This is a genomic window from Rhizobium sp. BK650, assembly GCF_014195325.1.
GTDB lineage: Bacteria > Pseudomonadota > Alphaproteobacteria > Rhizobiales > Rhizobiaceae > Rhizobium.
Window position 1 is genome coordinate 259,234 of sequence record NZ_JACIBK010000005.1, and the last position, 25,270, is coordinate 284,503.

Annotated in this window: 28 protein-coding genes; 10 read left to right on the forward strand and 18 right to left on the reverse strand. The window is 59.1% G+C overall.

Features of this window, described 5'->3' with window-relative positions:
* The first annotated feature begins 123 nt into the window (after positions 1-123).
* Positions 124-1,017, forward strand: coding sequence for a glycerophosphodiester phosphodiesterase family protein (locus tag FHX15_RS14990; RefSeq protein WP_246778961.1), 894 nt, complete (start codon positions 124-126; stop codon positions 1,015-1,017).
* On the opposite strand, the gene FHX15_RS14995 is transcribed toward FHX15_RS14990, so the two are convergent.
* From FHX15_RS14995 to FHX15_RS15025, 7 genes are all read right to left on the reverse strand, one after another.
* On the reverse strand, positions 1,018-1,833 hold the full coding sequence (locus FHX15_RS14995) for an inositol monophosphatase family protein (protein WP_184398334.1): 816 nt from the start codon (positions 1,831-1,833) through the stop codon (positions 1,018-1,020).
* Positions 1,833-2,840: a LacI family DNA-binding transcriptional regulator gene (locus FHX15_RS15000; protein WP_184398336.1), complete on the reverse strand. Its 1,008-nt coding sequence runs from the start codon at positions 2,838-2,840 to the stop codon at positions 1,833-1,835. Before FHX15_RS15000 ends, FHX15_RS14995 begins: the two co-directional genes overlap by 1 nt.
* A complete protein-coding gene (locus FHX15_RS15005) occupies positions 2,830-3,597 on the reverse strand; it encodes a glycerophosphodiester phosphodiesterase (protein WP_184398338.1) in 768 nt (255 codons plus the stop codon). Before FHX15_RS15005 ends, FHX15_RS15000 begins: the two co-directional genes overlap by 11 nt.
* 3 nt (positions 3,598-3,600) lie before the next feature.
* Complete coding sequence (locus tag FHX15_RS15010; RefSeq protein WP_184398340.1) at positions 3,601-4,650, reverse strand: ABC transporter ATP-binding protein; 1,050 nt, start codon at positions 4,648-4,650, stop codon at positions 3,601-3,603.
* Positions 4,650-5,492, reverse strand: a complete 843-nt coding sequence (locus FHX15_RS15015) for a carbohydrate ABC transporter permease (protein WP_184398342.1) — start codon at positions 5,490-5,492, stop codon at positions 4,650-4,652. The genes FHX15_RS15010 and FHX15_RS15015 overlap by 1 nt, the downstream gene beginning before the upstream one ends.
* Positions 5,493-5,494: 2 nt before the next feature.
* Positions 5,495-6,796, reverse strand: coding sequence for a carbohydrate ABC transporter permease (locus FHX15_RS15020; protein ID WP_184398344.1), 1,302 nt, complete (start codon positions 6,794-6,796; stop codon positions 5,495-5,497).
* Between the two features lie 63 nt (positions 6,797-6,859).
* Entirely contained in the window at positions 6,860-8,206 is a 1,347-nt protein-coding gene (locus tag FHX15_RS15025) for an extracellular solute-binding protein (protein WP_184398346.1), read from the reverse strand.
* 1,089 nt (positions 8,207-9,295) lie between these two features.
* Between FHX15_RS15025 and FHX15_RS15030 the strand changes: the two genes are divergently transcribed.
* Positions 9,296-10,300, forward strand: coding sequence for a DUF4105 domain-containing protein (locus FHX15_RS15030; protein ID WP_184398348.1), 1,005 nt, complete (start codon positions 9,296-9,298; stop codon positions 10,298-10,300).
* Between the two features lie 600 nt (positions 10,301-10,900).
* Here FHX15_RS15030 and FHX15_RS15035 read toward each other — a convergent pair.
* Positions 10,901-11,236: a type II toxin-antitoxin system YafQ family toxin gene (locus FHX15_RS15035; protein ID WP_210290716.1), complete on the reverse strand. Its 336-nt coding sequence runs from the start codon at positions 11,234-11,236 to the stop codon at positions 10,901-10,903.
* Entirely contained in the window at positions 11,226-11,507 is a 282-nt protein-coding gene (locus tag FHX15_RS15040; protein WP_184398352.1) for a type II toxin-antitoxin system RelB/DinJ family antitoxin, read from the reverse strand. Before FHX15_RS15040 ends, FHX15_RS15035 begins: the two co-directional genes overlap by 11 nt.
* On the opposite strand from FHX15_RS15040, the gene FHX15_RS31775 reads away from it, so the two are divergent.
* The 3 genes from FHX15_RS31775 (at position 11,492) to FHX15_RS15055 (ending at position 12,781) form a co-directional block, all read left to right on the forward strand.
* Complete coding sequence (locus tag FHX15_RS31775; protein ID WP_184398354.1) at positions 11,492-11,920, forward strand: S1/P1 nuclease; 429 nt, start codon at positions 11,492-11,494, stop codon at positions 11,918-11,920. The two genes, FHX15_RS15040 and FHX15_RS31775, sit on opposite strands and share 16 nt — an antisense overlap.
* Positions 11,872-12,207 carry a S1/P1 nuclease gene (locus FHX15_RS31470; protein ID WP_409527016.1) on the forward strand — a complete coding sequence of 112 codons (336 nt, stop codon included), beginning with the start codon at positions 11,872-11,874 and terminating at the stop codon, positions 12,205-12,207. Before FHX15_RS31775 ends, FHX15_RS31470 begins: the two co-directional genes overlap by 49 nt.
* Before the next feature lie 253 nt (positions 12,208-12,460).
* Positions 12,461-12,781, forward strand: coding sequence for a hypothetical protein (locus FHX15_RS15055; RefSeq protein WP_184398356.1), 321 nt, complete (start codon positions 12,461-12,463; stop codon positions 12,779-12,781).
* A gap of 307 nt (positions 12,782-13,088) precedes the next feature.
* Here the strand turns inward: FHX15_RS15055 and FHX15_RS15060 are convergent, their stop codons facing one another.
* The 3 genes from FHX15_RS15060 to FHX15_RS15070 are packed head-to-tail and all read right to left on the reverse strand — an operon-like array spanning position 13,089 to position 15,026.
* Entirely contained in the window at positions 13,089-14,081 is a 993-nt protein-coding gene (locus FHX15_RS15060; protein ID WP_184398357.1) for a DUF3618 domain-containing protein, read from the reverse strand.
* On the reverse strand, positions 14,081-14,497 hold the full coding sequence (locus FHX15_RS15065) for a phage holin family protein (protein ID WP_184398359.1): 417 nt from the start codon (positions 14,495-14,497) through the stop codon (positions 14,081-14,083). The genes FHX15_RS15060 and FHX15_RS15065 overlap by 1 nt, the downstream gene beginning before the upstream one ends.
* Complete coding sequence (locus FHX15_RS15070; protein WP_184398361.1) at positions 14,490-15,026, reverse strand: nutrient deprivation-induced protein; 537 nt, start codon at positions 15,024-15,026, stop codon at positions 14,490-14,492. Before FHX15_RS15070 ends, FHX15_RS15065 begins: the two co-directional genes overlap by 8 nt.
* Positions 15,027-15,893: 867 nt before the next feature.
* On the opposite strand from FHX15_RS15070, the gene FHX15_RS15075 reads away from it, so the two are divergent.
* Complete coding sequence (locus tag FHX15_RS15075; protein ID WP_184398363.1) at positions 15,894-16,076, forward strand: hypothetical protein; 183 nt, start codon at positions 15,894-15,896, stop codon at positions 16,074-16,076.
* A gap of 95 nt (positions 16,077-16,171) precedes the next feature.
* Here the strand turns inward: FHX15_RS15075 and FHX15_RS15080 are convergent, their stop codons facing one another.
* From FHX15_RS15080 to FHX15_RS15100, 5 genes are all read right to left on the reverse strand, one after another.
* Entirely contained in the window at positions 16,172-16,999 is an 828-nt protein-coding gene (locus tag FHX15_RS15080) for a sugar phosphate isomerase/epimerase (protein ID WP_184398365.1), read from the reverse strand.
* The gene (locus FHX15_RS15085; protein WP_184398367.1) at positions 16,999-18,204 is read right to left on the reverse strand and encodes an NAD(P)/FAD-dependent oxidoreductase; all 1,206 of its coding nucleotides are present in this window, start codon (positions 18,202-18,204) and stop codon (positions 16,999-17,001) included. The genes FHX15_RS15080 and FHX15_RS15085 overlap by 1 nt, the downstream gene beginning before the upstream one ends.
* 58 nt (positions 18,205-18,262) lie before the next feature.
* Positions 18,263-18,574, reverse strand: coding sequence for a MocE family 2Fe-2S type ferredoxin (locus FHX15_RS15090; protein ID WP_184398369.1), 312 nt, complete (start codon positions 18,572-18,574; stop codon positions 18,263-18,265).
* Positions 18,571-19,605, reverse strand: a complete 1,035-nt coding sequence (locus tag FHX15_RS15095) for a sterol desaturase family protein (RefSeq protein ID WP_184398370.1) — start codon at positions 19,603-19,605, stop codon at positions 18,571-18,573. Before FHX15_RS15095 ends, FHX15_RS15090 begins: the two co-directional genes overlap by 4 nt.
* Before the next feature lie 167 nt (positions 19,606-19,772).
* Positions 19,773-20,774: a LacI family DNA-binding transcriptional regulator gene (locus tag FHX15_RS15100; RefSeq protein ID WP_184398372.1), complete on the reverse strand. Its 1,002-nt coding sequence runs from the start codon at positions 20,772-20,774 to the stop codon at positions 19,773-19,775.
* 242 nt (positions 20,775-21,016) lie between these two features.
* Here FHX15_RS15100 and FHX15_RS15105 point away from each other — a divergent pair, with 242 nt between their 5' ends.
* On the forward strand, positions 21,017-21,475 hold the full coding sequence (locus FHX15_RS15105; protein ID WP_184398374.1) for a YbaK/EbsC family protein: 459 nt from the start codon (positions 21,017-21,019) through the stop codon (positions 21,473-21,475).
* Between the two features lie 79 nt (positions 21,476-21,554).
* Complete coding sequence (locus FHX15_RS15110) at positions 21,555-22,568, forward strand: Tim44 domain-containing protein (protein WP_184398376.1); 1,014 nt, start codon at positions 21,555-21,557, stop codon at positions 22,566-22,568.
* Here FHX15_RS15110 and FHX15_RS15115 read toward each other — a convergent pair.
* Positions 22,565-23,596 (reverse strand): hydroxyacid dehydrogenase, encoded by a 1,032-nt coding sequence (locus FHX15_RS15115; protein WP_184398643.1) that lies wholly within the window; start codon positions 23,594-23,596, stop codon positions 22,565-22,567. The genes FHX15_RS15110 and FHX15_RS15115 overlap by 4 nt on opposite strands.
* A 245-nt stretch (positions 23,597-23,841) precedes the next feature.
* Here FHX15_RS15115 and FHX15_RS15120 point away from each other — a divergent pair, with 245 nt between their 5' ends.
* Both FHX15_RS15120 and FHX15_RS15125 read left to right on the forward strand, forming a co-directional pair.
* The gene (locus tag FHX15_RS15120; protein ID WP_184398378.1) at positions 23,842-24,441 is read left to right on the forward strand and encodes a HupE/UreJ family protein; all 600 of its coding nucleotides are present in this window, start codon (positions 23,842-23,844) and stop codon (positions 24,439-24,441) included.
* Positions 24,442-24,691: 250 nt separating this feature from the next.
* A complete protein-coding gene (locus tag FHX15_RS15125; RefSeq protein ID WP_184398379.1) occupies positions 24,692-25,267 on the forward strand; it encodes a GbsR/MarR family transcriptional regulator in 576 nt (191 codons plus the stop codon).
* Positions 25,268-25,270 lie beyond the last annotated feature (3 nt).

Here is a 25,270-nt window from a genome sequence, read left to right on the forward strand (position 1 = left end):
TACTATTCTAATTTCCTGACCTGCCCGGCATGATGATACCCCGGCGGGAATAGCTGATGAAAAAGCGCTCTTCTTATGGAGGCGCCAATCTATCGCCGGCCCCTTGAGAATCGAGGCTTTCCGATGCACGAAGGCACCGAAGACGATGACGAGGAAGACGAAATGGCTGATGCGAGAGGGCTTCGGATAGAGTTTGAGGGTCATCCGACCCTACTGAAATGGCACCGTCTGCGTCGACGCATGGCCGACCCGCTATTTTCGGCTGAGGTGATGGCGGAAGGCTTCAGGGCTGGCGCCTCGATGGAACTCGACCTTCGGGTCCGCGCCGACGGCGGTTTTGTCGTGCTGCATGACAAGGAGCTGGAAGGCGAGACGTCCGGACACGGCATAATTGCAGAAAAGAGCCTTTCGGATCTGCGCGACCTGCGCATGAAGGAGGGCAATCGTCCCCTGCTTACCAGCGAAGATCTGGCCGCGATGCTGCAATCAGCCCATCCGAATGCGCTGCTGCAGTTCGACATGAAGGATGATTACGGTGTGATCGGCGAAAAAGGGATTGCCCATCTCGCTGAACACCTGCAGCAAATTTCCGCCTCCGTCATCGTCAGTGGCGCAAGCCTGGAGCTGATCCTGGCCGTCAAGGAGAAGCTGCCGCATCTGCGGCGCGGCATCGACCCCACCGACAAGCTCGACGATATCTGTAGGGCTGGGGACTGGAATGCGGCCGAAAAGGAGTTGCTGGCCGATCTGCGCGGTCCGACCGAACCGGAAACCATCTATCTCAACTGGCAGATGTTGCTCGATGCTGCCAAGGCAGACCTCGATATGATCGCGCTGTGCCACAGCGAGGGCAAGCGGGTCGATGCCTGGACCTTCACGCTGAAGGACCCCGATAGCGGTTTTACCGATGCCGAATGGGGAAATTTCTCAGCTCTGATGGCGTTGAAGCCCGATCAAGTCACCACGGATGAAGCCCCGGCCACCGAGCGGGCATGGTTGAAGCGTATGGCGAGCTGATCAGCCTGCCAAACCCTCGAATTCGATAAGGAAGGCGAATTCCTCGGCAAGGCCCGGTGAGTGAGCGATGATGGGGCCGCCATCTTCGAGCAGCGTGTCGACAGGCGGGATGGTGACCTTGGCACCCGCCTCGGCGGCGATCAGGGCGCCGGCCAGCATATCCCAGGCGTTAAGATGCCGCTCGTAGAAGAGGTCGGAAACGCCTTCGGCCACACGGACGAGATCGATTGCCGCTGCCCCCATGCGGCGATAATCCATGCCGCGTTCGTATAATCGCTTCGACAGTGCCGCATAGTCGTCAAAACTCGTCTTGCGCGAATGGCCGAGAATGACGATCGCATTTGCGGGATCGGTCGTTGGAGCGGCCTGAATCGGCTGGCTCTCCTTAAATGCACCATTGCCGCGGATTGCGGAAAAGACCTGATCGTTGGCCGCGTCATAGACCACGCCGATCTCCACCTTGCCATCGACGACGAAGGCGATGGAGACGCCCCAGTGGCGAAAGCCCCTGATGTAATTTGTCGTTCCGTCGATGGGATCGACGACCCAGGTACCGGCGGAGCCGGACCGCCCGCCGGTTTCCTCGCCCATAAACGTATCATCAGGAAAGCGCGCCAGCAGCCCTTCTCGGATTGCCTGTTCTGCCCGCCTATCCGCGACGGTGACGAAGTCCTGCAATCCCTTGTTTTCGACGTGCAGGGTGCCTGCGTTTCCTTCACGCCTGAAGCGTGCGGCTTCGCGTCCAACCTGGCGGGCCACGTCGATTGCGACCACCGCCCGTGCGGTCAGGGCAGAGGCATCGAATACGGAATTCATCAAGCAGTCCTTCTCTTAATCAGCGTCACAGGGGTGAATTCCACGCGGGCCGTCATCTCCGGCTTGGCCATCCTGGTCATCAGCAGATCGGCCGTTTGTTCGGCCTGTAGGTCGCAGGGCTGGCGGATGGTGGTGAGGTCGTAGGCCGCCCAGCCTGCCTGGGGAATGTCGTCATGGCCGATGATGCGCAACGGCGCCTGATCCTCACGACCAAGCCGCTGCATGATGCGGTCGATCACCCCGCAGGCCATATAGTCGTTGGCGCAGAAAAGACCGTCGATACCCCGCGAAACAAGGTCGGCGGCCGAATCATAGCCGTTGCGATAATCGTTGATCTTCACCTCGATCATGCGCGGCTCGATGTCCAGCTCTCGGCAAGCCGCCATGAAGGCCTCACTGCGCCGCCTTGCAGTAAAGGAAATAGCGGGTGCCGCCATGACCGCCGGCGCCTTGGCGCCGTTTTCGATCAGATGCGTGGCGGCGAGATGGCCGGCCATGCGATCGTCGGAAATGATGCGATCGACGAATGGGATATCGTTGCCCTTGTTGATCAGTACGATCGGCACGCCTTCGGCCGCGCATTGCTCGCAGATTTCCGTCGGCGGTGCGTCCGAGGTGACGATGACGCCGGAGACGGCGTAATGCAGCAACTGACCGATGACCGTCGACGTGTCGGCTTCCTTCGAGGTCGGCAGCAGGATCGGACGGAAATTACGGGCAATCAGCACCCGCGCCAGATGCTCGATCTGCAGCGTACGGAACGGGTTGTCGAGACCGGCGGCGACAAGGCCGACGAGATCGGAGCGCTTGTTGGTGAGGCTGCGGGCGAGATAATTCACCCGATAGCCGAGCTCCGTGGCAGCCTGATAGACTTTTTCGCGCGTCTTGGGGGAAACGCTGGCATCCGGCGTGAAGGCGCGCGAAACGGCGGCGCGTGAGACACCCGCTACGCGCGCCACGTCGAAGGACGTGACCTTTCTTGGTCCCTTGTTTTCCTTATCTGCCATGTCTTTCACCCCAAACGGCCGGGCGCATCAGGTCTGGTAGATCGGTGCAGATACCGAGCACCGGAAGCTTCATGATGTCGGAAAGGATCGCCGGCCGTTCCTCGTGCCACAGCACGATCTCACGGCCTTCGCGGAAAGCCCGCTGCATCAGCTCTTCGCTTACGAGATCCTGCGGCCGTTCACCGGCCCGCTCCCAGCAGAGATGCAGGATATCGGCGCCCGCCTCGTCACCCGCCGCATGCGGATCATGTCCGACGCGGACCAGGACTGAGAGCGGGTAGTCGCAGCCGGCATCGCGCAGTTCGCGCACTTGCGCGGTATCGAAAGAACCGAGGCAGGCAAAGCGCTGGTTCTTTTCATTCAAGTGCTTCCAGCACAGAAGGCCCGTACCCGCCGCCTTCAGCTCGATATAGAGGCCTGTTTTGGTCCGCCGGCCGAGCGCAGCGACCGCTTCGAAGGTCGGAACATCGACGCCTTCAAGGACAGCAAGCTCGGCCGCCGTCATCTCGGAAATACGGCGGTTGATGCCGAAGACGCGCTCAAGATGATCGTCGTGGGAGACGACGACCACGCCGTCCTTGGTGAGCTGCGTATCGAGCTCCCACATTTCGGCGCCGAGCTCGGCGGCACGCTCAAAGGCGTCGAGTGTGTTTTCCCGCTCATGGCCACTGGCGCCGCGATGACCGATGCAGAAGGGCAGCGTTCCCTTGTTTGAAGGCCAACGATAGCGTTCGAAGAAAGATGAGAAATCACGCATCGCTCAAAGCCTCCGGCCCTCTTCGTCAAAGACGAACACGCCCTTGCTGTCGATTGCCCACTTCACCTCGTCGCCGATGGCAATGTCGTTACGGACCGGCTGGATGGAACGCAGCAGCGAGCCGCCTTTGAGCTGCACGTCATAGAGGTTCTCTCGGCCCTGTGTTTCGGCGAAGGTGACCTTGCCGGCGACGGCAACGTCACCGGCGGGATTGAAATGTTCGGGACGCACGCCAAGCGTCAGCTTGGTGCCCTCGGCAGCCTCCACCGATACCGGAACACGAATTTCGCTTTCGGGCATGGCAAAAGCGCCGTCCTTCATCACACCACGCAGGAAAGTGATCGGCGGATTTCCGAGGAAGCCGGCGACGAAAGAGGTCCGCGGGTCATTATACATCTCGGCCGGTGTGGCGATCTGCACGATCTCGCCATCCTTCATGATGGCGATGCGGTCGCACATGCTCATTGCCTCCACCTGATCGTGGGTCACGAGAATGGCAGTAATACCGGTCTCGCGCTGGATGCGGCGGATTTCCGAGCGCATTTCCAGGCGCAGCTTGGCGTCGAGATTGGCGAGCGGCTCGTCGAGCAGCAGCACGTCCGGCTTGCGGATCAGCGCGCGCGCCAGCGCCACACGTTGTTGCTGGCCGCCGGAGAGTTGAGCGGGCTTGCGGTCCATCAGCTTGCCGATCTGGACAAGGGCTGCGATGCGGTCGACCTCCTTACGGATCTCGGCTGCAACGACGCCCTTCACCTTCAAGGGAAAGCCGATATTTTCGGCAACCGTCATGTGCGGATAGAGCGCATAGGACTGGAAGACGACGCCGACATTGCGGGACTGGCTCGGCAGATCGGTGACGTCGCGATCGCCGAAAAGGATGCGTCCTCCCGTCGGCCGGTGAATGCCGCAGACTGCAAAGAGCGTCGTCGATTTGCCGCAGCCCGATGGGCCGAGCAGCGCCAGCATCTCGCCGCTGCCGACTTCGAGTTGCATGTTCTCAATGACCTTGGTGGAGCCGAAGCTTTTCGAAAAATTGTCGAGGAGGATCCGCATCAGCCTTTGCTCCCGCCGCCGTAAATATTCATGAGGTATTTGTTGAAGAGTGCGTAAGCGATCAGAACTGGAACGAAGTAAAAAATGCCGACCGCCTTGAACATGTTGAAATCGTAATTGTTGTCGTCGGCGAGAAAGCCCGCGAGATACACCGAAAGCACCTGCACTTCGTTGCCGGGCGCCAGCACCTGCGGCAGGATGAATTCGCCCCAGCCGGAGAGGAAGGAAAACAGGCCGAGTGCCATGATGCCAGGTTGGACCTGGGGCAACACCAGGCTGCGCCAGACACGAAAACGCGAGGCGCCGTCGACGACGCCGGCCATTTCGATTTCCCAGGGCACGGTGTCGTAGAAGCCCTTCATCAGCCAGATGCCAAGCGGCAGGTCGATCGCGGCCTTCACCAGGATGACGCCGATCAGTGAATTGTAGAGGCCGATCATCTGCAGCACGATGAAGATGGCGATGATCAGCGTTACCGACGGGAAGGCGTGGAGCACCATGACGCCGGCAAGGAAGAAGCCGCGCGCCGGCACGTTGAGCCGCGACAGCACGTAGCCTGCCATTGATGAAACGACGAGCACGAGACTGGTGGTACAGGCGGAAAAGAGCAGCGTATTCAGCGTTACCTGCCAGATGCTGGCCTTGCCCGCCGTCGTCTGCCATAAGAAGCGCCAATGATCGAGCGTGAAGCCGGAGGGCAGCAGCGCATCCGCTTGCTTGACCGTCACCGTGTCGAGGAAGAGGTAGACATACATCAGGAGCAGCGGCAGGCTGACGATAGTCAGTGCCGATATGACGGGCCAGCTGCGATAATTTGCCGATGGCTGCGATTGTTCGGCCATGGTCAATCCTCGATCAGTGGCTTGGCGACAAGCGTGCCGTAGTTGAAGACGCGCAAATAAAGAAGCGACAGCGTCACGCCGATGACGACCAGCACCAGCGCCATGGCCGCGCCCAGCCCGTATTCAAGATTGCCGGCATAATTCCGGAGCGCGGTGTGATAGGCGGCAAGCGCCCACACCTCGGTCGAGTTGCCCGGCCCGCCATTGGTGGCAAGCAGGATTTCGTTGAAGGAAGCGAGCAGCGACAGCGTCTGGTAGCAGGTGACGAAGAGGATCGGCCAGCGCATCTGCGGCAGGATGATGTAGCGGATCTGCTGCCAGCGCGACGCGCCGTCGACTTCGCTTGCATAAAACTGGCTCTTGGGAATGGCCTTCATTGCCGAAGCGAAGACCAGCATGCCCATCGAGGCGCCGATGAAGCCATTGATCAGCACGACGAAGAACCAGGCATGATAGGCCGTGTCCAGCAGATAGTTCTTCGGGGGATAGCCGAACTTACCCATCAGCGCCGAGATGAAGCCGGTATCCCAGGCGAGCCATTTCCACATCATCACGTAGATGACGACCGGGGTGATGCGCGGCAGCAGCCAGATGCCGCGGAAGATCGAGGCCGGCCTTGGCGGCATGTAATGCGTCCAGATCGCCAGCAGCAGTGCATAGCCGACGTTGAAGAGCGTCAAGACCAGTGCGACGTAGAGCGCTGTGTTCAAGAGCACATGCGCCATATCGGGCGAGCTCGCCAGGCGTGAGAAATTGTCGCTCGTCCAGGTCCAACCGGTATAAGTGGCCTTGGCGACGGTTTCCTTTTGCTCCGGCGTCAGCTTCAGCCCCAGGCTATCCAGTGCTGAAAAGAGCTGTTGCTTGCTGTCGAAACGCGTGTTGAGGACGGAGCGGTTGAATTGTTCGGAAATCTGCTTGACGTCGCGCGTCGAAGGTCGCTCGGCAAGATCCTTTATCATGCGCTCGGCCTCGCGGCGTGTCGGGAAGACCTCACCGGCATGTTTGGCGCGCAATTCCTGGGCGATGCCGGGCGCAAGGCCGAGGCCTTCCACGGCCTTGAGGCCCGCCTCGTCGATCGCATAGCGCGGCTCGGCTATTTCGGCGGCGATATCTGGCATCGCCGATTTTAGTGTGATCAGCGAATTGGGGGCGATCTGGTAGACACCGCCGGAAATGCCGGTGGCGGTTGACATACTGGTCATCGAGAAGACCGCCGTCAGAACGACCGGCAGCAGGAAGAATAGGATGATCATGATCGCCGCAGGCGCGATCATCACCAGTCCGAGCGTTCTGGACGATTTCATGGACGGCTCCTCGCGGGATCGACCGAGCGGCGGGATTGCCACCGCCCGGAAGAGTGCTCGCCCTTAGCGGATGACGATCTTATCGCCGAGCGTGCTCTTCAGCTCGCTCTCGGCGTCGCCGATGGCGGCATCGACGGTCTTGTCGCCGGTCCAGGATGCCTGGAGATTCTTCCACATGATGTTCCAATATTTGCCGAAATCGGAATTGTTCGGCATGGCATTGGCGTGCGGCAGCAGGCGCTCGGTAGCTTCGCGGGTCCAGCGGTCGGCCGAATAGAAATCGACTTCCGATTCCGCTTCGGAAATGCCGAGATGAGCCGACTTGACCGCATGCAGCGCGTTGGTGCGCGGCTCGGATGCGATCGTGATCAGCTGTGCGGCGATATCGGTATCTTCCTTGTCGTGACCTGCAGTCAGGAGGTAGACGAGCGGGTGGGTCAGCGTGTTGGCCTTGCCGCCTTCGCCGGCCGGGATCAGGGTGAAGATCACATTGCCGAAGAAGTCCTTGAGACCTTCCTGGTTGACGAGACGGGCATAATGCCAGGTGCCGGCGTCCCAGATGCCAGCCTTGCCGGTGGCGACTTCCTTCCACCACTGATCGCCCGGCATGCCGATGTGGTTCTTCTTCGTGACGCCTGCCTTAACGGCGTCGGCAAAGAACTGATAGGTTCGGGTCATGGCGGCCTTGTCAAAAACAAGCTTGCCGTTTTCTTCCATCGTGCCGCCGAACGAGGTGTAGAACTGCCAGTAGTCGGGGCCATTGCTGGCGCGTGGATAGAAGCCGTAACCGGGCTGAACGAGACCCTTGTCCTGCATCTTCTTGGCGTCTTCGAGCAGGTTCTTCATAGTGTATTTGCCGTCCTGGACGCTCTGCGGCAGCGCATCGAGATCGGCGTCGCTGTAGCCGATTGCCTTCATGTACGGCTTCCAGAAGAACATCGGGCGGGATTCGGCGTCCTGCGGAATGCCGTAGACGGCGCCATTGTAGGAGGCGATCTTCAGCAGGTTCTCATAGATGCCGTTGAGCGGCCAGGCATCGAGATCGACGTAATCCTCGATCGGAACGATGAGGCCTGCCTGTGACCACGGCGCGATGTCTTCATGGCCGCTAACGACGATGTTAGGGGCGGTCTTGGCTTCAGCGGCAAGGGTGAGCGCCTGCTTGAAGTCGTCCCAACCGGAATAGGCCTTCTTCTCGACGGTGATTTTCAGGTCCTCGCCCTTGAGGGCGGCTTGGCGCTGCAGCTGCTGGGCTGCGATCTCGATGGCGTCCAGGCGGTAGACGTCGTTCGGACCGGTGCCGCCGGCCCAGACGCTGATGGTGATGTCCTTGGCGAATGCGAATACGGAGGTCGAGGCCAGGATGGTGGCCGCGATAGTGAGGGATTTCAACGTCGGCAAAATGGTCATCTTCTTCGTCTCCCTAGAAGAACAGTGTGAAGCCTCTTGACGGGTCAGCACTGTGGCTTGACGGCCGTTGCGAAAGCCCACGAAAACGTGACGATGTCCGCTCTATGGGTTGAACATAACGGCCGAATGACAAATTGAGCACGTGTGCAAAATTATTATGACGATGTTCTGGGCAGGGTCAATTGCTGATGAAAGATGCAGATTTCAGCGAGTGTCCCAAATTTTGCGAAAATGACACAGCTTAAAAGCAGAAGTATTGTCCTATTGAATGACGACCTGGCTCTCCGTGGCGGAAGTCGATGCCGATCCGCGGATTCGCAATCTCAGGCGACAAGTCCGCGTTTTCCGGAGAAGCTCCCAACGACCACATAGGGCTTGAGCTTGGAGTTCACGCCATTGAAAGCTTGTACGCTCGCCAACCGCGACTATGGCGACTGCGATTGTCGCGCCGATGCTAAGAGCAACGTTGTGTCTGCGATCGTGCGTGACCGATGATGCTCAGTGCACGTAGGTGCCAGCGTCACTTCGGTTGTCGGTCGGGCTTGGAGGTTGGCCTCGGTCGGTATGTCAGCGTTTCTGCGCAGCACAAATACTGGGGCAATAGCCTCCTTTGGGGATCGCCTTATCAGCCGCGTATTGTAGATCCCGACAAAGGCTGCGGTGCTAGCCAGAAGGAGCACAGGCGCGAGGGATGTCTCAATCACGCTGGCGTAATCGACAATGATTGGCGGTGTGTCCATCTCTCGCTTCCGGCGTAAGGACCCTATGCGCCATTCAGCACGAGGATAATGCGGCGAGCGCCTTCCAATCGACAATTCGCGTCTGGCGGGGACATAGCAGCCCCGGACGCTGCGACGGAAGTTCCTGCGTTCATCCGCGGTCCATGGCACACCTCGACGGCAGCATACCGGGTTCGACCGTGCGGGCCTATTAGGGTTCTCCCTTAGGTGTTCTTACGGAGGACTTGGCGCTATTGTAGGCCACCCCAAACGGTCTGCGGATCGCAAACGAGGGAGCGGCGTTAAATGTTGCCGGGGCGACGGCTGAACCCACACAAGAACTTCGAGAGGCCAAACGCGGGAGAGAAGCTTGCATCGGTTGCTTCGGCTGGCACTTTGGAGCGTACTGGCGTTCCTCCTCACCCTGGCCTCAGCATGGGCGACACTCGCATTGTGGTATCGCCTTCCCGCCCCCGAGTTCGTCAGGTTCATCGTAGCCGGGCTCTTCGCGCTTCTAGGCCTCTCGAGCATCGGCGCGATTTGCACGCGTTGGCGCTTCAAAGCGGTCGTCGGGTTCGTCGCGATCCTCCTAGCAGTCGTGATCTGGTGGAACACGATTGAGCCTCCGAGAAATGGACCATGGGCCGCCGACGTAGCGCGGCAGGTCACGGGAACCTTCGACGGAGATGTGCTCACACTGACCAACGTTAGAGCCTTTGCGTGGTCTAGTGGCACCGAAGCCAAGCAGCAGTGGATTACGCGGAGCTATGATATGAGTAAGCTCCGGACACTCGACTTGTTCATGTCCTACTGGGCTGGACCGGAAATCGGGCATGTGATCTTCAGTTTCGGGTTCGACAACGGCGAGCAACTTGCGTGGTCAGTGGAGGTTCGCCGTTCCGAAGAAGGTGCATTCTCGCCTCTCGCGGATCTGTTCAAGAGCAACCCGCTGGTCATCGTCGCCGCCGAAGAGAAGGATGTGGTCGGCGTCCGATCCAACTTTCGCGGCGAAGACGTGCAGGTCTACCGCCTCAATGCTTCTCCGGATCAGGCGCGCGCTTTGCTTCGGGAGTATGTGACAGACGCGAATGCGCTCGCCGAGACCCCGCAGTTTTATAATTCGCTGACCAGCAACTGCACCACGACCGTCCTCAGGATGATGCGCGTGGTCGGTTCCGCCGCCCCCTTAGACTGGCGGTTGATCATCAACGGCTACCTGCCTGACTACGCGTACGACCAAGGTGCATTGAATACGTCAGTACCACTGGAAGTGCTCAAAACAGCCTCCCATATCGCCGAACGTGCGCGTCGCGACGGTCTTTCGCCGGACTTTTCGAAGGAAATCAGAGTAGGCGTTCCGTCGGCGGTTCCCTAGCAACCCCGAGCGACTATGATCAGCTCGATTTAGCGGCATTCATGCGGGCCAGGTGGAAGGCGACCTCGGTGCTGAAGAACAGGATCCTGCGCACGCCGTCATCGGTGGCGATGCGATCAACCTCGCGGAGCCAGTCACGTGCCTGTTCCCGACACTCCCTGGGACATCATCAGTGCGAGCGTTCTCTACGATCTGTCGCCGGCTCTCGGCGTCTCCATGGAAGACTTTTTCAAGGGTGCCGAAGGCCGCCGAGCGCGAAGCTTTCGAAGATGCCGGAATAATTGGCTCGGCGGTCGCGAAGCCAGTGGGTTATTTCGCATATGAAAAGGGACTAACCGCACCCAATACCACGTTGCCGTCCATATTCTTTCGGGAAGAGGTCTTGCGGCTCGGTGTCCCGAAAGCGAAGTTCGGGAGCGGCTTTGCATTCCGTTGCCGGATGCAGTCCACATCGTTGCCAGACCGGAGGTCCGCGTGATCCTCGCGTCGCTTGCAGGCAGCGATGGTTGAGGCATCGACGTTAACCAGCGCTTTACGGCAGCTGAGAAACCGTCCGTGAGAGCGCCACGCAACCGGCACACGGACGAGTGAATGAGAGCTTCATTCAAATAGTTCGGCGTGTGTACCGATGGCGACGAACACGACCAGATTTTTCGTTTCCTCGATCGTGTAGATGAGCAGAAAATCGCCACCGATGTGACATTCCCGATGGTCTTTCCAATCGCCTGTCAACTCATGATCCTTCAGCTCAGCCGGCAGAGGTCCATCGTTATCGACGATTAAGCCTACGACTTTCTTCAGTGCGACCGTGTCATATCGACCGGACCTGGAAAAGCGTTCCCAGTCTTTTCGAAATTCTTTGGTATGACTTGATTGCCGTGGCAGCGATGCCCGCTTACTGGAAGCGGACTTCGCTCGTTTCTTGTCACTTGACAACCTTGCGTCCCTCAAGTGATTCAAACAGTTCATCAGCAGTCTCAAAATGCCTGCCGTGACCCGCTTTTATGGCCCGAGCTTCCTCCATCGCGGCGATAGTTTTGGCGTTGGGGCGTGTCAATTCGACAGGAAGTGCCTTATCTCGGGCGATCCTCGTCAATACAATACGGATGATGTCCGAGGTGGTCAGTCCGAGGCTGTCGAGTACCAAGGCAGCGCTATCCTTCACAGAAGGTTCAATGCGGGCGCGCACGTATGCGTTTGCAGCCATCTTTTGGTCTCCTTTATCAAGTCCCATCCTTATGTAGCCCAATTGAGCAACATTTTCAAGTTCGGTCTTCTATCCGATTTTGCTATGACATTGGACCGCACACTCTTCCGTTAATCATCCGATTTTTCTTCAACCGACTGCTGCAGACCCTGACTACCGGTCTGTCGTCCTCTTCGAGGCTCCCGGACAGCGCGCGATCCTATGACCTCGTTTGGCTCCTTCATCTGGTCGGCGATGCCCATCAACCGCTCCACGCACCGCGCGGTTTTCAAAGGCCCACAATGCACGGAGACCAAGGCGGCAACCTTGAAGATGTCATCAGTTCGAAGGGGTCAAGTCGAAGCTGCACGCCTATTGGGACAGCTTGTTCGGTGGCCATTCAACGCCTTATGGCGCGATCTTCGATGGCCTGACCAATTCCGATACAAGGCTCCCGAAACCAGACGCGGCCCTTGCCGGGGAGACCGATCCGGCAAAATGGCTCGATGAGAGCCAGAAGCTTGCCATTGAATTCGCGTATGGCGAACCCGTGAAGCCCGGAACCGCACCCTATCAGCTAGAGCGGAAATATGAGACCGACGCGATGACGACCGCCCGGAAGCAGGCGGCGCTCGCCGCTGTGAGATTGGCGAACCTGATCACGACCGCTCTCAAGTCACATGGTACACAAAAAGGCCCGCAGGGGGGCGGCCAATCTTGAACTGGGAGGACTTCTGTAAGGGACCTCGGCAGCGCCATTGTCGGCGAAAGTCGGAGCAAAATGGCCGAAGCCAGCGAAGATCCCGGCGCAGTGAATCTCGCTTTTCGGGCGCTCTACCATGGCGGATCCCAGCTGGAGCTAGCGCTCGTGAGAATCGCTCATGAGCCGGGAAAGGCATAGGGACGCTCGATTGGCTGTAGCGTGAGTTACGGAATTGCGAGCCTCCAATCCGATGTCGATGGATTATAGGCCTATGATCAAACACGGCCTGCTCGAGCGGATCGGTAAAACGATGGAGGCTCCGCTACACAGCAGCGACAGCGTGTCTGTTTCCGAAATCGAAAATCTGAAGGCGGAAGTGCGGAAGCAGGCGACCTCGCGAAAGCCCGGAATGATTTCGACCAACCGGGCTACCGCGATGATCGGGTTGTCTCGGGTGCACGTGTTGCAGATGGTTTTCGTCGGCGAGTTCACCAATGTGAGCTTCGATGACTCAGGCGGCTACGGGATATTTCGCAGCGTCGTTACGGACTCCTGCGAATTAAACAGTATCGCCGCACGCCATCCGCTATAATCAGGCATGCAGCCTCCGCCGCTAGACGTATTTGAAATTGGCCTAAGTCCCCCACGATCCATTCTCAGCTGAGGCCGAAGCTGGGACTGCCCTGGCCCCTTGAGAATCCCAATTCTTGCCGTGCGTGTTTTAAACCGACCAGCCGCTCCCGCCCCGATAAAGCGATAGCCCTATATACCGCCGGTCTACTCGAGAACTCCACATCTTCATCATATTGCCGATGATTGCTAGCCGCTCCTCATCGCCCAGCTCTCGCTCGACTCTCAGGTCATTATCAAATGGGTACGTGCGCTGACCGCTTGTTGATCTAGCTGGGAGCGTTCTTGCTTTTAAACTCGTCGATCTCTTCGCTGATGCGATCCTTTGCGGCATCATGAATGTCCGCAGTCACCGAGACCACCTTGTCGACCAGGTCGGAAGCGACCTCTTTGCCGCGATCCACAGAGTCGCTTATTTTCGACGCGGCTTTAGCCTTGGCAGCATCGGCCGCTTCGCCGAGAACGTCATCTTCCCGTTGCGAATGAGGAAGCGCCGCACCGATGGCCGCACCCGCTGCGAAGGCAAGAGCGCCACTGACGAACGGCTGATCGCGAAAATGGGACACGATGGCGTCATTCAACCGGCTCGACTGCTCCTTGAGTACCATTCCGGTTGATGCTGCTGAACTGGAAAGGGAACTCGCGGCCTCGCCGATCGTCTGTGCAGAACTTGCTACCGTCCCCTTGACATCATCCCACGTTTCGGAGGCCCAGCCAAGCGAGGCGTCAAGCATCGATCCGGCCTCATCGCGGATCGCAGAAATCCGCTCACCTGCGGCATCCGAAAAGCCGCGATAGGCTTTCCCGGTTGAATCGATAAAATCACCTGCGCGCCGCCCCGTTTCATCTGTAAGCGCTCTGAACCGCTCGCCAGCTTCATCGGTGAAATGACTATAGCGCACACCGCCACTTTCTTCAGGCGGGCCGATCCGCGTGATGGCGCCACGGGCAGGATAGAGCGGCAGCATATTCTTGCCGTCGCGTGCCGCAGTTTGTTCCGACGGCGCTCCCTGTTTGGCGACGAGCCATGCCAGGCTGACGCCCATCAGCGCGACGGGTAAGGGATTGTCTTTGACCGCCCTTCCGAGATTACTGAGATAGTCTGCACCACCGGTGCGCTTGGCATAGGCGATGAGTTCATCCACGAGCTGTCCGGGCGACATACGCTCCTGAATCGCGTCGATGCGAGCTTCGATCCTCTCACGATCACTGTCGATCTCGTGCTGCAGTTCGGCCGATGATTTTTGCGAAGAATGTGGCATCACACTTTCTCCTTGAGGATGGCGGAATCGCGCCGAAGCGATGCGGTGGTCCGGTCAAGCTTCAGTTGGGTGCCCCGCAGCGCAGAAATACCCCTCGAAATAAGCAGCCAGGCGATTGCCGCGATGATAAGGCCGATGATGACGGCCGCCACGGCGTTTGCGGTGATTTCGCTCATGCCATTGCGCGTCAAAACCGCCGCCAAGCCACTGACCAGGGCACTGAGAAGTATCCCGACAGCGCCTATGGCAAGTACGAGACCCACCATCAAAACCTCCACGCCGCTCAAGGCTTTGCTCAGTTTTTCGGAGGCTTCCGTTTTTGCAAGATCGATCTCCTTGCGAAATAGTCCGGTCAGGTCAGAAAGAAGGCCGCCTATTAGTTCGGACAAGTGTGTGTTTTCAGCCAGCTTAGCCATTGAGATTTCCTCCGGAATTGATCGCCGTCTTCGTCTTGGGTCGCTTGGCCGAGGCGGTCAAAAACCGGCTTGCCACGAGGCCGGCTAAAGCTGCCGCTCCCAAAAAGGCGACAGGTTCCCGGCGACTGAAATCTTCCGCCATGCCTGCGATTTCGCCGAGATCTCGTCCTTCCAAATCCTTGGCGATCGCGTGAATCTCTTGACCGATCCGCTTGGTAAGTTGCCCGATGTCACGTTGATCGCTGCCTTCCAGTTCACCGCCTACCTTTTCCAGGGCGGTCGCAAGACCGCTGATCTGTCGTGCTAGGAAATTTTTCTGTCCGGCGATCGTCTCCTCGACCCCGTCCATGACGGTCGCCGAGCCTTTTGCGATTTCGTCGCGTGCCTGCATGAGATCTTCGGATACCTTTTCTGTGAGACGATCGAACGTTGGCGAGGTGTGTGCAGGCCCGGCCGCAACGTCTCGCCCTAACGACGCACGCGCGGTATTTGATGGATCTTGAGGAGCGTTCGAGACATCTTCCGGCATGGCTTCCTCCCATATTAGATGATTGTCTTTGGATTTGACCAAACCTCGATTGGGCGGGAAAGTTCCGACTTTCCGGCTGTTTCTCTGGTCCCGCGCATTCGGCGGGCATTGGCGACTTAGGACGTGGTGAGATTGCTGTGCATTCGGACAGCGCGGCCCTCGCCAGGCAATCAACAAGATCGGGGACTTGCTGGCTTGGAGAGAGTTAGGCGCGGCTTGAAAGTATCGCAGCAGGCTGATGTGGAAGACGATGTGGCCGACGGGCGGGCCGAGGTTCAGGATGATGGTGGTGCCGTCGTCTCGGCGGTATCAAGAACGATAAGATCCAGCGGGCTATCGCAATGATCGGGATGTCACGGGTGCGCGTGCGCCATGTGGTTTTGGACGGCAAGTTCACCAATCTGGGCTGCGATGCCTCACTTCTCAACAGGCTGCTTTTCACATCCGCGAACCGTTCGCTTCCAGAAAACGCGGCAATCAATGCCCAAAGTATAGTGGTTTAAGTCAGGGTTGGCCGGATCCTACAAAAGACCTCACTGGTTCGTGCTGGGAACAGCAATCACAGAGATTCGGGATTAAGGCTCGAACGGGTACCCTTGCCTCCGTTTTCCCAATCAGCTAATAGTAGCGCAGGAACCAATCAGAAACGGAGGCGTGCAATGACAGATATTTCTTCATCCAACGCCTCTTTGGCATAGGCTCTCCGAAGCTTCCTACGCTCGATTATATCCGAGACCTTCCAAGCTTCACCATCCAGAGATGGCACATCGTTTCACGCGTAGCGTCTGGGCAGGCAACACCCGCGCATGCTGCTGCGTATTCTCAGCTTGAAAGAAGGGCGGTCCGCAATTCCGGCCGCGAAGGTTCATGACCAATCGAAACGCCGGCGAGAGCTTGTCGGCATCTGTGAGCGAGCTCTGCTCGCGATTCAGCTTACGAGAAATCCTCGTCGCAACCATTATTGCCCAGTGGCAGCGTCGTCGCGCATTGAATAGCGGCTACGCCTACCCGTCATGGCTGCGCCGCGACCTCGCTTTGTCCGATGACTAAATCGGTTCCGTTGCCGGTGTCGCCGGGAACATCGGTCGAGATGGTTTCCAGAGGAAATCATCTCGACCAGTCCGCTGGCATCAGAACCATGCTAATCAAATCGCGGCCCAGAGATTGCGAAGCATCTCCTGTAACTGCAGGGCCTCCCCCCATCGATCAGTGCTGTCACTGCCGTCACGAGTGCTAATTGCGTAGGGTCTTGGCCCCAGCTCACAGGTGAAGACCAGTTCGGCGTCCGACGCGGCACGAGCACGCCAATCACGCATGCCGTAGTCCCACCATTGAAGGAAGAGCTCGACCCACGGCCGATGCTGCGGAAAAGAGATTTCGATCTGCACCTGTTCGCACGACGCGACCCTGCCGTGAAAGGCATGCGCATTTCGGAGAATGCGATGGATCATCGCGTGAGTTTCGTCATCGACGGGGTAGGCAAACTCGCGCGCGACCGTGAAGTGCGAGAGATCGGCGAGCAACGGCAGGTTCGGCCGTTGCTCCAGCAGATCGAGCGTAAAGAACAGATCCGTGGTCATCCGGTTGCGATGGGTTTCGATCAGAACCGAAATGCCGGCGGCGGCGGCAAGCTGCATCCAACCATCCAGGATCGGCAGGCATTCCTCGACGCGGCGCAGACGGATATCGGGCTGCAGACAGATATGGCTGACTGGATATTCGGCGGCGAGTTCGAGCGTCAGGTGCAAGTCCTCGACTGTCTGGGGGAAACAGACACCTTCAACCCTCAATCCGGTGCCCTGGATCGCATCGTTCAGCCTGACGACATCGGCGCGGCTCGTATAGTGGGCACTGATGCCGTCGAAGCCGGCCTCCAGGATCATCGACACGTTCTCATCGAGGCTGCGCTCGTACCCGTCAGGATGCCGACGCTCCATGGCCCAGAGCGATTGGAAGATCATGAGCTTCTGCATCAGGCCGCCCGCACGCTTTTCAAAAGCGCCTTGAGGTTCAGGTTGGCGTCGGCGAGCGCGGCTGGATCAGGCCGGACGCCTGCAGCGATCAGCATCTCGGAAAGCTTGATATCCTTGGCGAGCGCATTGCCGAAACCAAGACCGGCTGCGGCAACGAGACGTCCTCCGTCCAGATAGAATTCAAGCTCACCATCGTCATATCGCCGGACCACGCTTTGATGCTCCGGCTGCGGTAGCCCCGCCACCTGGAGGCCGAGATCGTACTGATCAGACCAGAACCAGGGGATGGCGGCGAAAGCCTCCGGAGAGCCGATCATATTGCGTGCCGCAGTTTCGGCTTGAGTTCTGGCATTCCGCCAGCTTTCGAACCGGATGTGACCGCCACCAGGCTGACTTACTGCCGCGCAGTCACCTGCCGCGAAGATATCGGCCGCGCTGGTGCGCAAATGTGTGTCCGTGAGAATGCCATTGCCCGTTGCCAGTGCGGCGTCTTGCGCCAAGGTGATCTCCGGCATCACACCGATAGCGCTGACGACGACTTGCGCTCGAACTATATTGCCATCCGTCAGAAGAACGCCGTCGTCGTTGATGGCGCTAACGCCCCGGTCCAGATGGAAATCGACGCCTTCGGCGATATGCCTGGCATGGAGCTTCGCGGCAAAGCGCGGCGGAACAGCGCGGCCCAACGGTTTGGGCGCGGCCTCAATGACGCTGACCGCGACGCCCTTTCCGCGCAGAACGGATGCGAGTTCCATACCAATCAGGCCGCCGCCGATAATGGCAGCGCTCCGGCCTGGCCCGACACTGGCAAATAATGCCTGTGCATCGGCATGCGTGCGTAAATCAAGCGCACGTTCGGCTCCGGGACAGCCGAGCTTTCTGGGGCGCGCGCCAGTGGCAAGCACCAGCTTTTCAAAGGGCAGGAGGCGACCGTCAGTCAAAAGGACAGTACGAGCATCAACGTCCAGTTTCGACGCAGACACTCCTTTGATGTAATCGATGCCGGCAGCCCTCAGCACATCTTCTGCACAGATCAGCTTCATCTGCACGGTACCGTTCATCGGCTTCGACAGTGGCGGGCGTTCATAGGGCAGGTGCGGCTCGGCGCCTACCAGGGTTACGGAGCCGGAATATCCGGTCTCCCTCAAGGCGAAAGCAGCGCGTGTTCCGCATTCCCCTGCACCGACGATGACAATGCCGCTCATGAGGTTCTCCATGGAAAAAGGCACCGGCGTTCGAGAAGATGCCGGCCAGGTCGGATCATCAGTCGAGCGCCACGCGCACTACCCCGTCGATCACTTCGGTCGGATAGGTTTTTAGGTTCTCGCAGGCAGGAAGCCGCAGGGCCTCACCGGTGCGGTAGTCGAAGGCGCCGGAATGCTTGGGACATTCCACTTCGAAATCCATGACCAGGCCTTCTGCGAGATGGATTGCTTCGTGAGTGCAGAGACCGGCGGTGCAATAGACGCTATCGTCAGGTCCGCGGTAGATGGCATAGGTGCGGCTGCCGTGATCGAAACGAATGGCGCCTTCCTGTTCGATATCCTCGAGTTTGCAGGCGGTGGTCCAGGTCATTCGGCTGCTCCCTTGAGTCCTGAGCCGGCTTTTCGGGCTGCGAGTTTTTCCTTACGGCGGCGGTAGCGCTCCTGCATGCGAACCTCGCCTTCAGGCGAGCCGTCGTGCCAGGTGCCGAACCATCGATCCAACGGGATCAACGCATCGCCGTAGTTCACCTCGAAATATTTGTGGTGCAGGTAGTGCGCATAAGCATGGCTATCGAGCAACTTGTCTCCGCCGATCGCGACCTTGTCGAAGCCGACGTGTCCAGGAATGGCGCCGAAGCCGGCATAGTGGAGCTGATAAAGCATCAAGACCGGGTTGGATGGCAGGATCAGGTGGTAGAAAGCCGTTCCGAGGTAGAGCAGATGCTCGACCGGATGCATCGACAACGACGACCAGGGTGACGGATTGACCGAGTTGTGATGGACCGAGTGCACCCATTTGTAGAGGAACGGCGTGTGGATGAGGCGGTGGATACAGAAGAAATGGAACTCATGGATGATCGGCACGATCAGCGCGACGATGGCAAGCGTCCAGGGGTGTTCGGCAAAGCTCAGCCACGGCGCGTAACCATTGGCATAGGACCATAGCACCACCGCCTCGATCGCCGTCCAGATCACCACGCCTGAGAGGAAAGTGCGCAGCATATTGTCGAGGTTCTGACTTTCGAACCAGAACGCCTTATTCTTCTGTTCGGCGGGGAATTTTCCGTTGTATTTGAAGCGGTTCTCTTGCCGCTTCAGCACATAGAGATGCACCTCGAAGGCTCCGTAAAAGAGCAGGACGCAGATTGCGTTTACGGCATAGAGCCAGACAATCCAGCCGAAGCCGAAGGTACGCATCGTCTCGACCGATGGAATGACCCACGCCCAATAGGCGACGGCAGACGCAGCAAAGATCGCATTCCAGGGAAAGAAATAATGCGGCAACCATTTCAGGATGGCCATCAGCCGCGGCGGGAAGGCAAAGAGCGGCGCTGTCTCGACGGGCTTGTTGGGCGCCCAGTCGCCGCGCTTGTTGCGCGTGCCGAATGTCAGATCGTCCATTTCACTCTCCTCACGGCGACGCGGGCGTTTCCGCATCGCATACTTTGGAAAGAGAGCGGTGGCGCGCTTGATCCGGTGTCGCTCCTCTTGGCGCTGCGGCTCTCCTCCTTAGTTTGAAATTAACAGGAGAGCCTTGCGGCCGCGAAAGCATTCTTGATCAAATTAGATCAAAGTCCTTCCTTGGTGATCGTGATGAAACGAATGGGCGCCCGATCCGGCTCGAGATCGGTCAGACCAATGCGACGCAAGACGAGATCGAGCGATCGACGAGCCTGCGCTTCCGGCGCCTGATCGAGCACGACATCCATGACATCGTCCTGCAGGGCTTTGCGGGTGTAATCCGTGAGTTCGTGGCCGACGAAGAAGATATTTCGTTCGCGCGCGTGACGACGCAGCACATCGATCAGTGCGGAATTGGCGCCGCCGGCATTGTAGAGCCCCGCGAGTTCAGGATAGGTCTTCAAGGCCGAGAGCAAGAGCTCGGCGCTGAAGTGCTCCTCATCAAGGCCAAACCCCAGCCATTGAAAGCTCGTGGTGCCCGGATGCTCCAGAAAGTAATCGGAAAATCCACGGATGCGATCGCGATGCACCTGATAGATCGGATGACAGATAGCGACGACAGGTCCTTGCCTGCGGGCCATGCGGCTGATGAACAGCGCGGCGGTCCGTCCGGCGGCATAGTTGTCGATGCCGACGAATTCGCCCGAACGGTCGGATGCACGGGTAACAACGTGCACCACCGGCAATCCCTGCGCGGCGACCTTTTCGACGGCCTCCTGGATCACTGCACTGCTTGGTACTGCCAGGATCAACCCGGCGCGTGGCAGATCGGTCGACAGGATACGGCGGGCAACCTCCTCCGGCTTCATCTCCTCGGTAAAGCTGCGATGGACAACGATCAGCGGATCGAGGGTCGCCGCGATCCGCTCGAATGCCTTTGAGAGCCGTTGATAAAAGCTCGTCTCGGGACGAACCATCAGCACCTCGATACGCAGCAGGCCGCGATGGGCGTCCGGAAGTATGCGTGGGTAATTCAGGCTGCGCGCGGCGATGACGACCTTTGCGACCAGTTCGGGACGAACCCCACCGCGACCATTGAGGACACGCTCCACGGTTGCGGTTCCCACGCCCGCCTGCCGGGCGATATCCCGATAGTTCGGCTTGCTCACTGTCCGTCCTCCATGGGCCAAAGCTGGATCGCGAATTTTTGCAGCAATATCTATGAGTTAGATGCCAGGAGCAATCCGAATTGCCTTTTAGAGCGCACAGAAATGCTTCTTCAGGAACTAAGCGATTGAACTTTCTGAAATCTAAATATTAAGTTGGGCGGCAAGTACATGAATCACATGTCGCATCATCATGCGGCCCCAGATCAGCTGTTCCTCCAAGACTATCAAAAGTAGCCCATCCCATGAGCCTTGAATCCGTCCGCGCCTTTTTCGCCGCTAATGCTCCCGATATTGCCATCATCGAAACAGCGGGAAGTTCCTCGACCGTCACACTTGCGGCCGAAGCGCATGGTGTCGAGCCGGCGCAAATCGCTAAGACCATCTGCCTGAGGGTTGGCGAGCGCACGATGTTGATTGTGGCGAGCGGCACTGCGCGTCTCGACAACAGAAAGTTCAAGGCTAGCTTTGGGGGCAAGGGGCGCATGCTCGATGCCGAGGAGGTATTGGCGGTGACGAGCCACCCGGTCGGTGGGGTCTGCCCCTTCGGTCTGCCGGCGCCGCTGCCGATCTATTGCGACGTGTCGCTGAAGCGGTTCGACGAGGTCGTGCCGGCCGCCGGCTCGACCAATTCGGCGGTGCGCATCCCGACCGATCGACTGGCGCAAATCACCCGGGCTGAATGGGTGGACGTCTGTCAGTAGCAGAGCAAAACTTCACAGCGCAGAAAGAATACCTATATAAGTCCCGACATGCCAGCCAGCGCATGAAGGAGATTAAGGAATGCCCAGTGCCTTTTCGCGTTTTGCCAGGATCGCGGCAATTGCCGTCCTTGCGGGCGCTACCGTCTTTGCCACGATCAGCGATGCCGATGCGCGCCGCGCCGGCGGCTTCGGCGGTTTCGGGAGCCGTGGCACTCGCACCTTCAGCGCGCCTCCGGTGACGCAGACTGCGCCCGCTCCGGCTGCGCCGATCGAGAGGTCGATGACGCCTCGCCCGCAGACGACCACGCCCTATAGCACGCAACAGCCGGGCTATGCCGCGCAGCGACCTGGCCTCTTTGGCGGCTTCGGCCGTTCCATGATCGGCGGCCTGATCGCCGGCGGCCTCTTCGGCATGCTGCTTGGCCATGGTTTCGGTGGCGGCTTCGGCTTCCTCGGCATGTTGCTGCAGATCGCGCTGATCTTCGGCGCGATCACGCTTGCGATGCGCTTCTTCGCCAATCGCCGCCAGCCGTCTTACGGCGCAGGCAGCCAAAGCTATGGCGGGCCGCAGCCCTATAACATGTCGCCGGCCAATGGCGGATCGTCCTTCCATATACCAGCGATCGGTTCGGGCTCCAGAAGCCAACAGCAGCGCAATGCGCGCCCGGGGGACGAGATCGGCCTTACCCAGGCGGACCTCGATCAATTCGAGGAGTTGCTAACGAGAGTTCAGACCGCTTATGGCGCGGAAGATTACGGCGCGCTGCGCCGCCTGACGACACCAGAAGCCATGTCCTACCTTGCCGAAGAACTTGGCGAGAACGCCACCAATGGCGTCCGCAACCAGGTTTCCGACGTCAAGCTGCTGCAGGGTGATATTGCCGAGGCCTGGCGTGAGAACGGTCAGGAATATGCGACACTTGCAATGCGCTATTCCTCGATCGACGCCATGGTCGAACGCAATACCGGCCGCGTCGTCTCGGGCGACGACCGCCGCCCGAGCGAAAGCACCGAGGTCTGGACCTTCGTGCGCAAGCCAGGCGCTGACTGGAAGCTTGCCGCCATCCAGGCTACAGGCCAGCGCGCCGCTTAATTCACCGATACGGGCTTGGAGCGCATACGGGACACCGTTTCGCGCTCCGCTCGCTTGCAGCGCATCGGCGGCAAACCGCGATCCATCAGATCCATATCCTCGAGCACCATGTCGCCCATTTTCTTGAAGGCGACATCGAGCGCGCCGGCGCGATGGGCCGAGCGGATGAAACCCTTGAGACGGCGGACCGGGTGATCCGGCGCCAGCGGCTCCTCAGGATAGACGTCGCTTGCTGCAACGATATGGCCGGAAGCGACCGCAGCCATCAACGCATCGAAATCGACGACATCTGCTCGGCTGAGCAGGATGAAGGCTGCACCCTTGCGCATGCTCGCGAAGGCATCCGCGCCAAGGAAGCCCCGGTTTTCGCTGGTCACGGAAGCGACGACGAAGACGAAATCGCTCTGCGTTAACACCTCCTTCAGGCTCGCCGGCTCGACGCCGTTTTCCTCCAGGATCGAACGTGGCATCCAGGGATCGAACACCCTGATCCTGGCCTTGAAGCCAGAGAGGACCCGCCGCAGCGCTTTGCCGAGATCGCCGAAACCGACGATGCCGATCTCGGAACCCGATATCAGCCGCGCGCTGGCATTGCCCTCACCACCCCAAAGCTCATGACCCGTCCGGAAAGCCACGTCGGCATCGATGATGCCGCGCGCGAGGCTGAGCGCAAAGCCGAGGCCGATCTCCGCCACCGGTTCGGCAAAAACTTGCCCGGTCGTCACCACATGGATGCCGCGCTGAAAGAGGATCTCGTAGGGCATATTGTTGAGGAGATTGCTCTCGACATTGAGGATCGCACGCAGTTGCGACATCCGACCAAGTGTTTGCGCCGAAAGCGGTGGTTGGCCAATGACGTAGCGTACCTTGCCGAGAGTGTCATCGCCAAGGCCAGCAATGTTTTCGGGATCGGCCTCGACGATTTCATATCTCGCGTGGAGTTCTCCGCGCGCCTTGTCGCTGAAGATCAGATCGAGCGTGCGCGGCTCCGGCGCGCTGATCGCGAGCGGCCTTTCGGTATCCATTATCGGCTCCTCCTTAAGACGCGTCAGCCTGCGCCTCCGCAATATGATTGATAGTCCGGTTCGACGGCACTTGTGAAGCCGCCTTTCAAATAGGCAATTGCCCACGATATAAGCTTCTGAAATCCCTGACTATTCGGCCGCTTTTCATTGACCGGCAGATCGCTCTGGACTAGCTTATTCACGCGCCTTGTAACCCAGCCTGAAGGGTCGGCGGCCGCAGGATCAAAATACTCAGAGGGAGTTCGACAATGAAATCAGTCTTCAAGAGCGGAGCTCTTGCGCTTGCCGCCGCAGCGCTCCCGGCAGCCGCCTACGCCCATCCAGGTGTTGGCGAAGCGGCCGGCCTTGTCCATGGTTTCAGCCACCCGATTTCCGGCCTTGATCATATCCTCGCCATGGTGATGGTCGGCGTTCTCGCTTCCCAGCTTGGCGGCCGGGCCGTCTGGGCTTTGCCGGCCACTTTCGTGCTCGTTATGATCCTTGGCGGCTCGCTTGGCATGGCCGGCATCAATGTGCCGTTCGTTGAAACAGGCATCGCACTTTCCGTCATCGTTCTGGGCACCTTCATTGCGCTGAACATCCGCGCCTCTACCGCTGCCGCAATTGGCATTGTCGGCCTTTTTGCGATCTTCCACGGCCATGCGCACGGCGTGGAAATGCCTGAAAATGCCGGGGGTGCTGCCTATGCTGCAGGTTTCACGATCGCCACCGCCTTGCTGCACATGACCGGCCTCGGCCTCGGCTTCTTGATTGCCCGCTTCGGCGAGCGCCAGGGCGCCTTCATGGTTCGCACAGCGGGCGGTGTTGCCGCCGTTGCCGGCATCGGCATCATTGCCGGCCTCATCTGAGGCGCGGCCTCGCGCCGCAATTTATTCAGTCCCGAACGCCCGGCCGACTTCGTCTGCCGGGCATTTTATTTTTTACCAAACTTGACTCAGATCAATTCCAGACGCCCGACATCCGTCTAGTAGAGAGGCGGCTCAGTCGAAACATGCATCCAAATTGCCGCAGCCTCGCCTGCGCAATTGCCGCATAAACACGAATGTCTGTATAGTGATTTCAGAAATTTCTGAAATCACAGACACAACGGAAATAACAATGAATCTCCCGCCTCTCGTTCAGTCCTTCGTCCTGCACTTCGGCGAAATGGGTTCCCGCTGGGGCATCAACCGGACGGTCGGCCAGATCTACGCCCTGCTCTATGTCTCGCCTTCACCCCTTTGCGCTGAGGAGATCGTCGATGCGCTCGGCATATCGCGCTCGAACGTTTCCATGAGCCTTCGCGAGCTGCAGGCCTGGAACCTCGTGCTTCTGCGCCATAAGCCCGATGACCGGCGCGACTTCTTCACCACACCCGATGATGTCTGGACGATCCTCAGGACACTTGCCGAAGAGCGCAAGAAGCGCGAGGTCGATCCGACACTGTCGATGCTGCGTGAGATCCTCATGCAGCGCCCGGCAAGCGAAGCCGAACGCCATGCGCAGCAGCGTATGAGCGAGATGCATACGCTCATCGAGCAGCTGACGCATTGGTACGAGGACGTAAAACAACTTGAAACAGAAAGACTTGCAACGTTACTCTCGCTCGGCGCGAAAGTGAGCAAATTTCTGGAGACCAAAGACAGGGTCGTTTCGCTTGGTCGCCGCCGTTCCAATACAGCGAACAAGAGCTAGAGC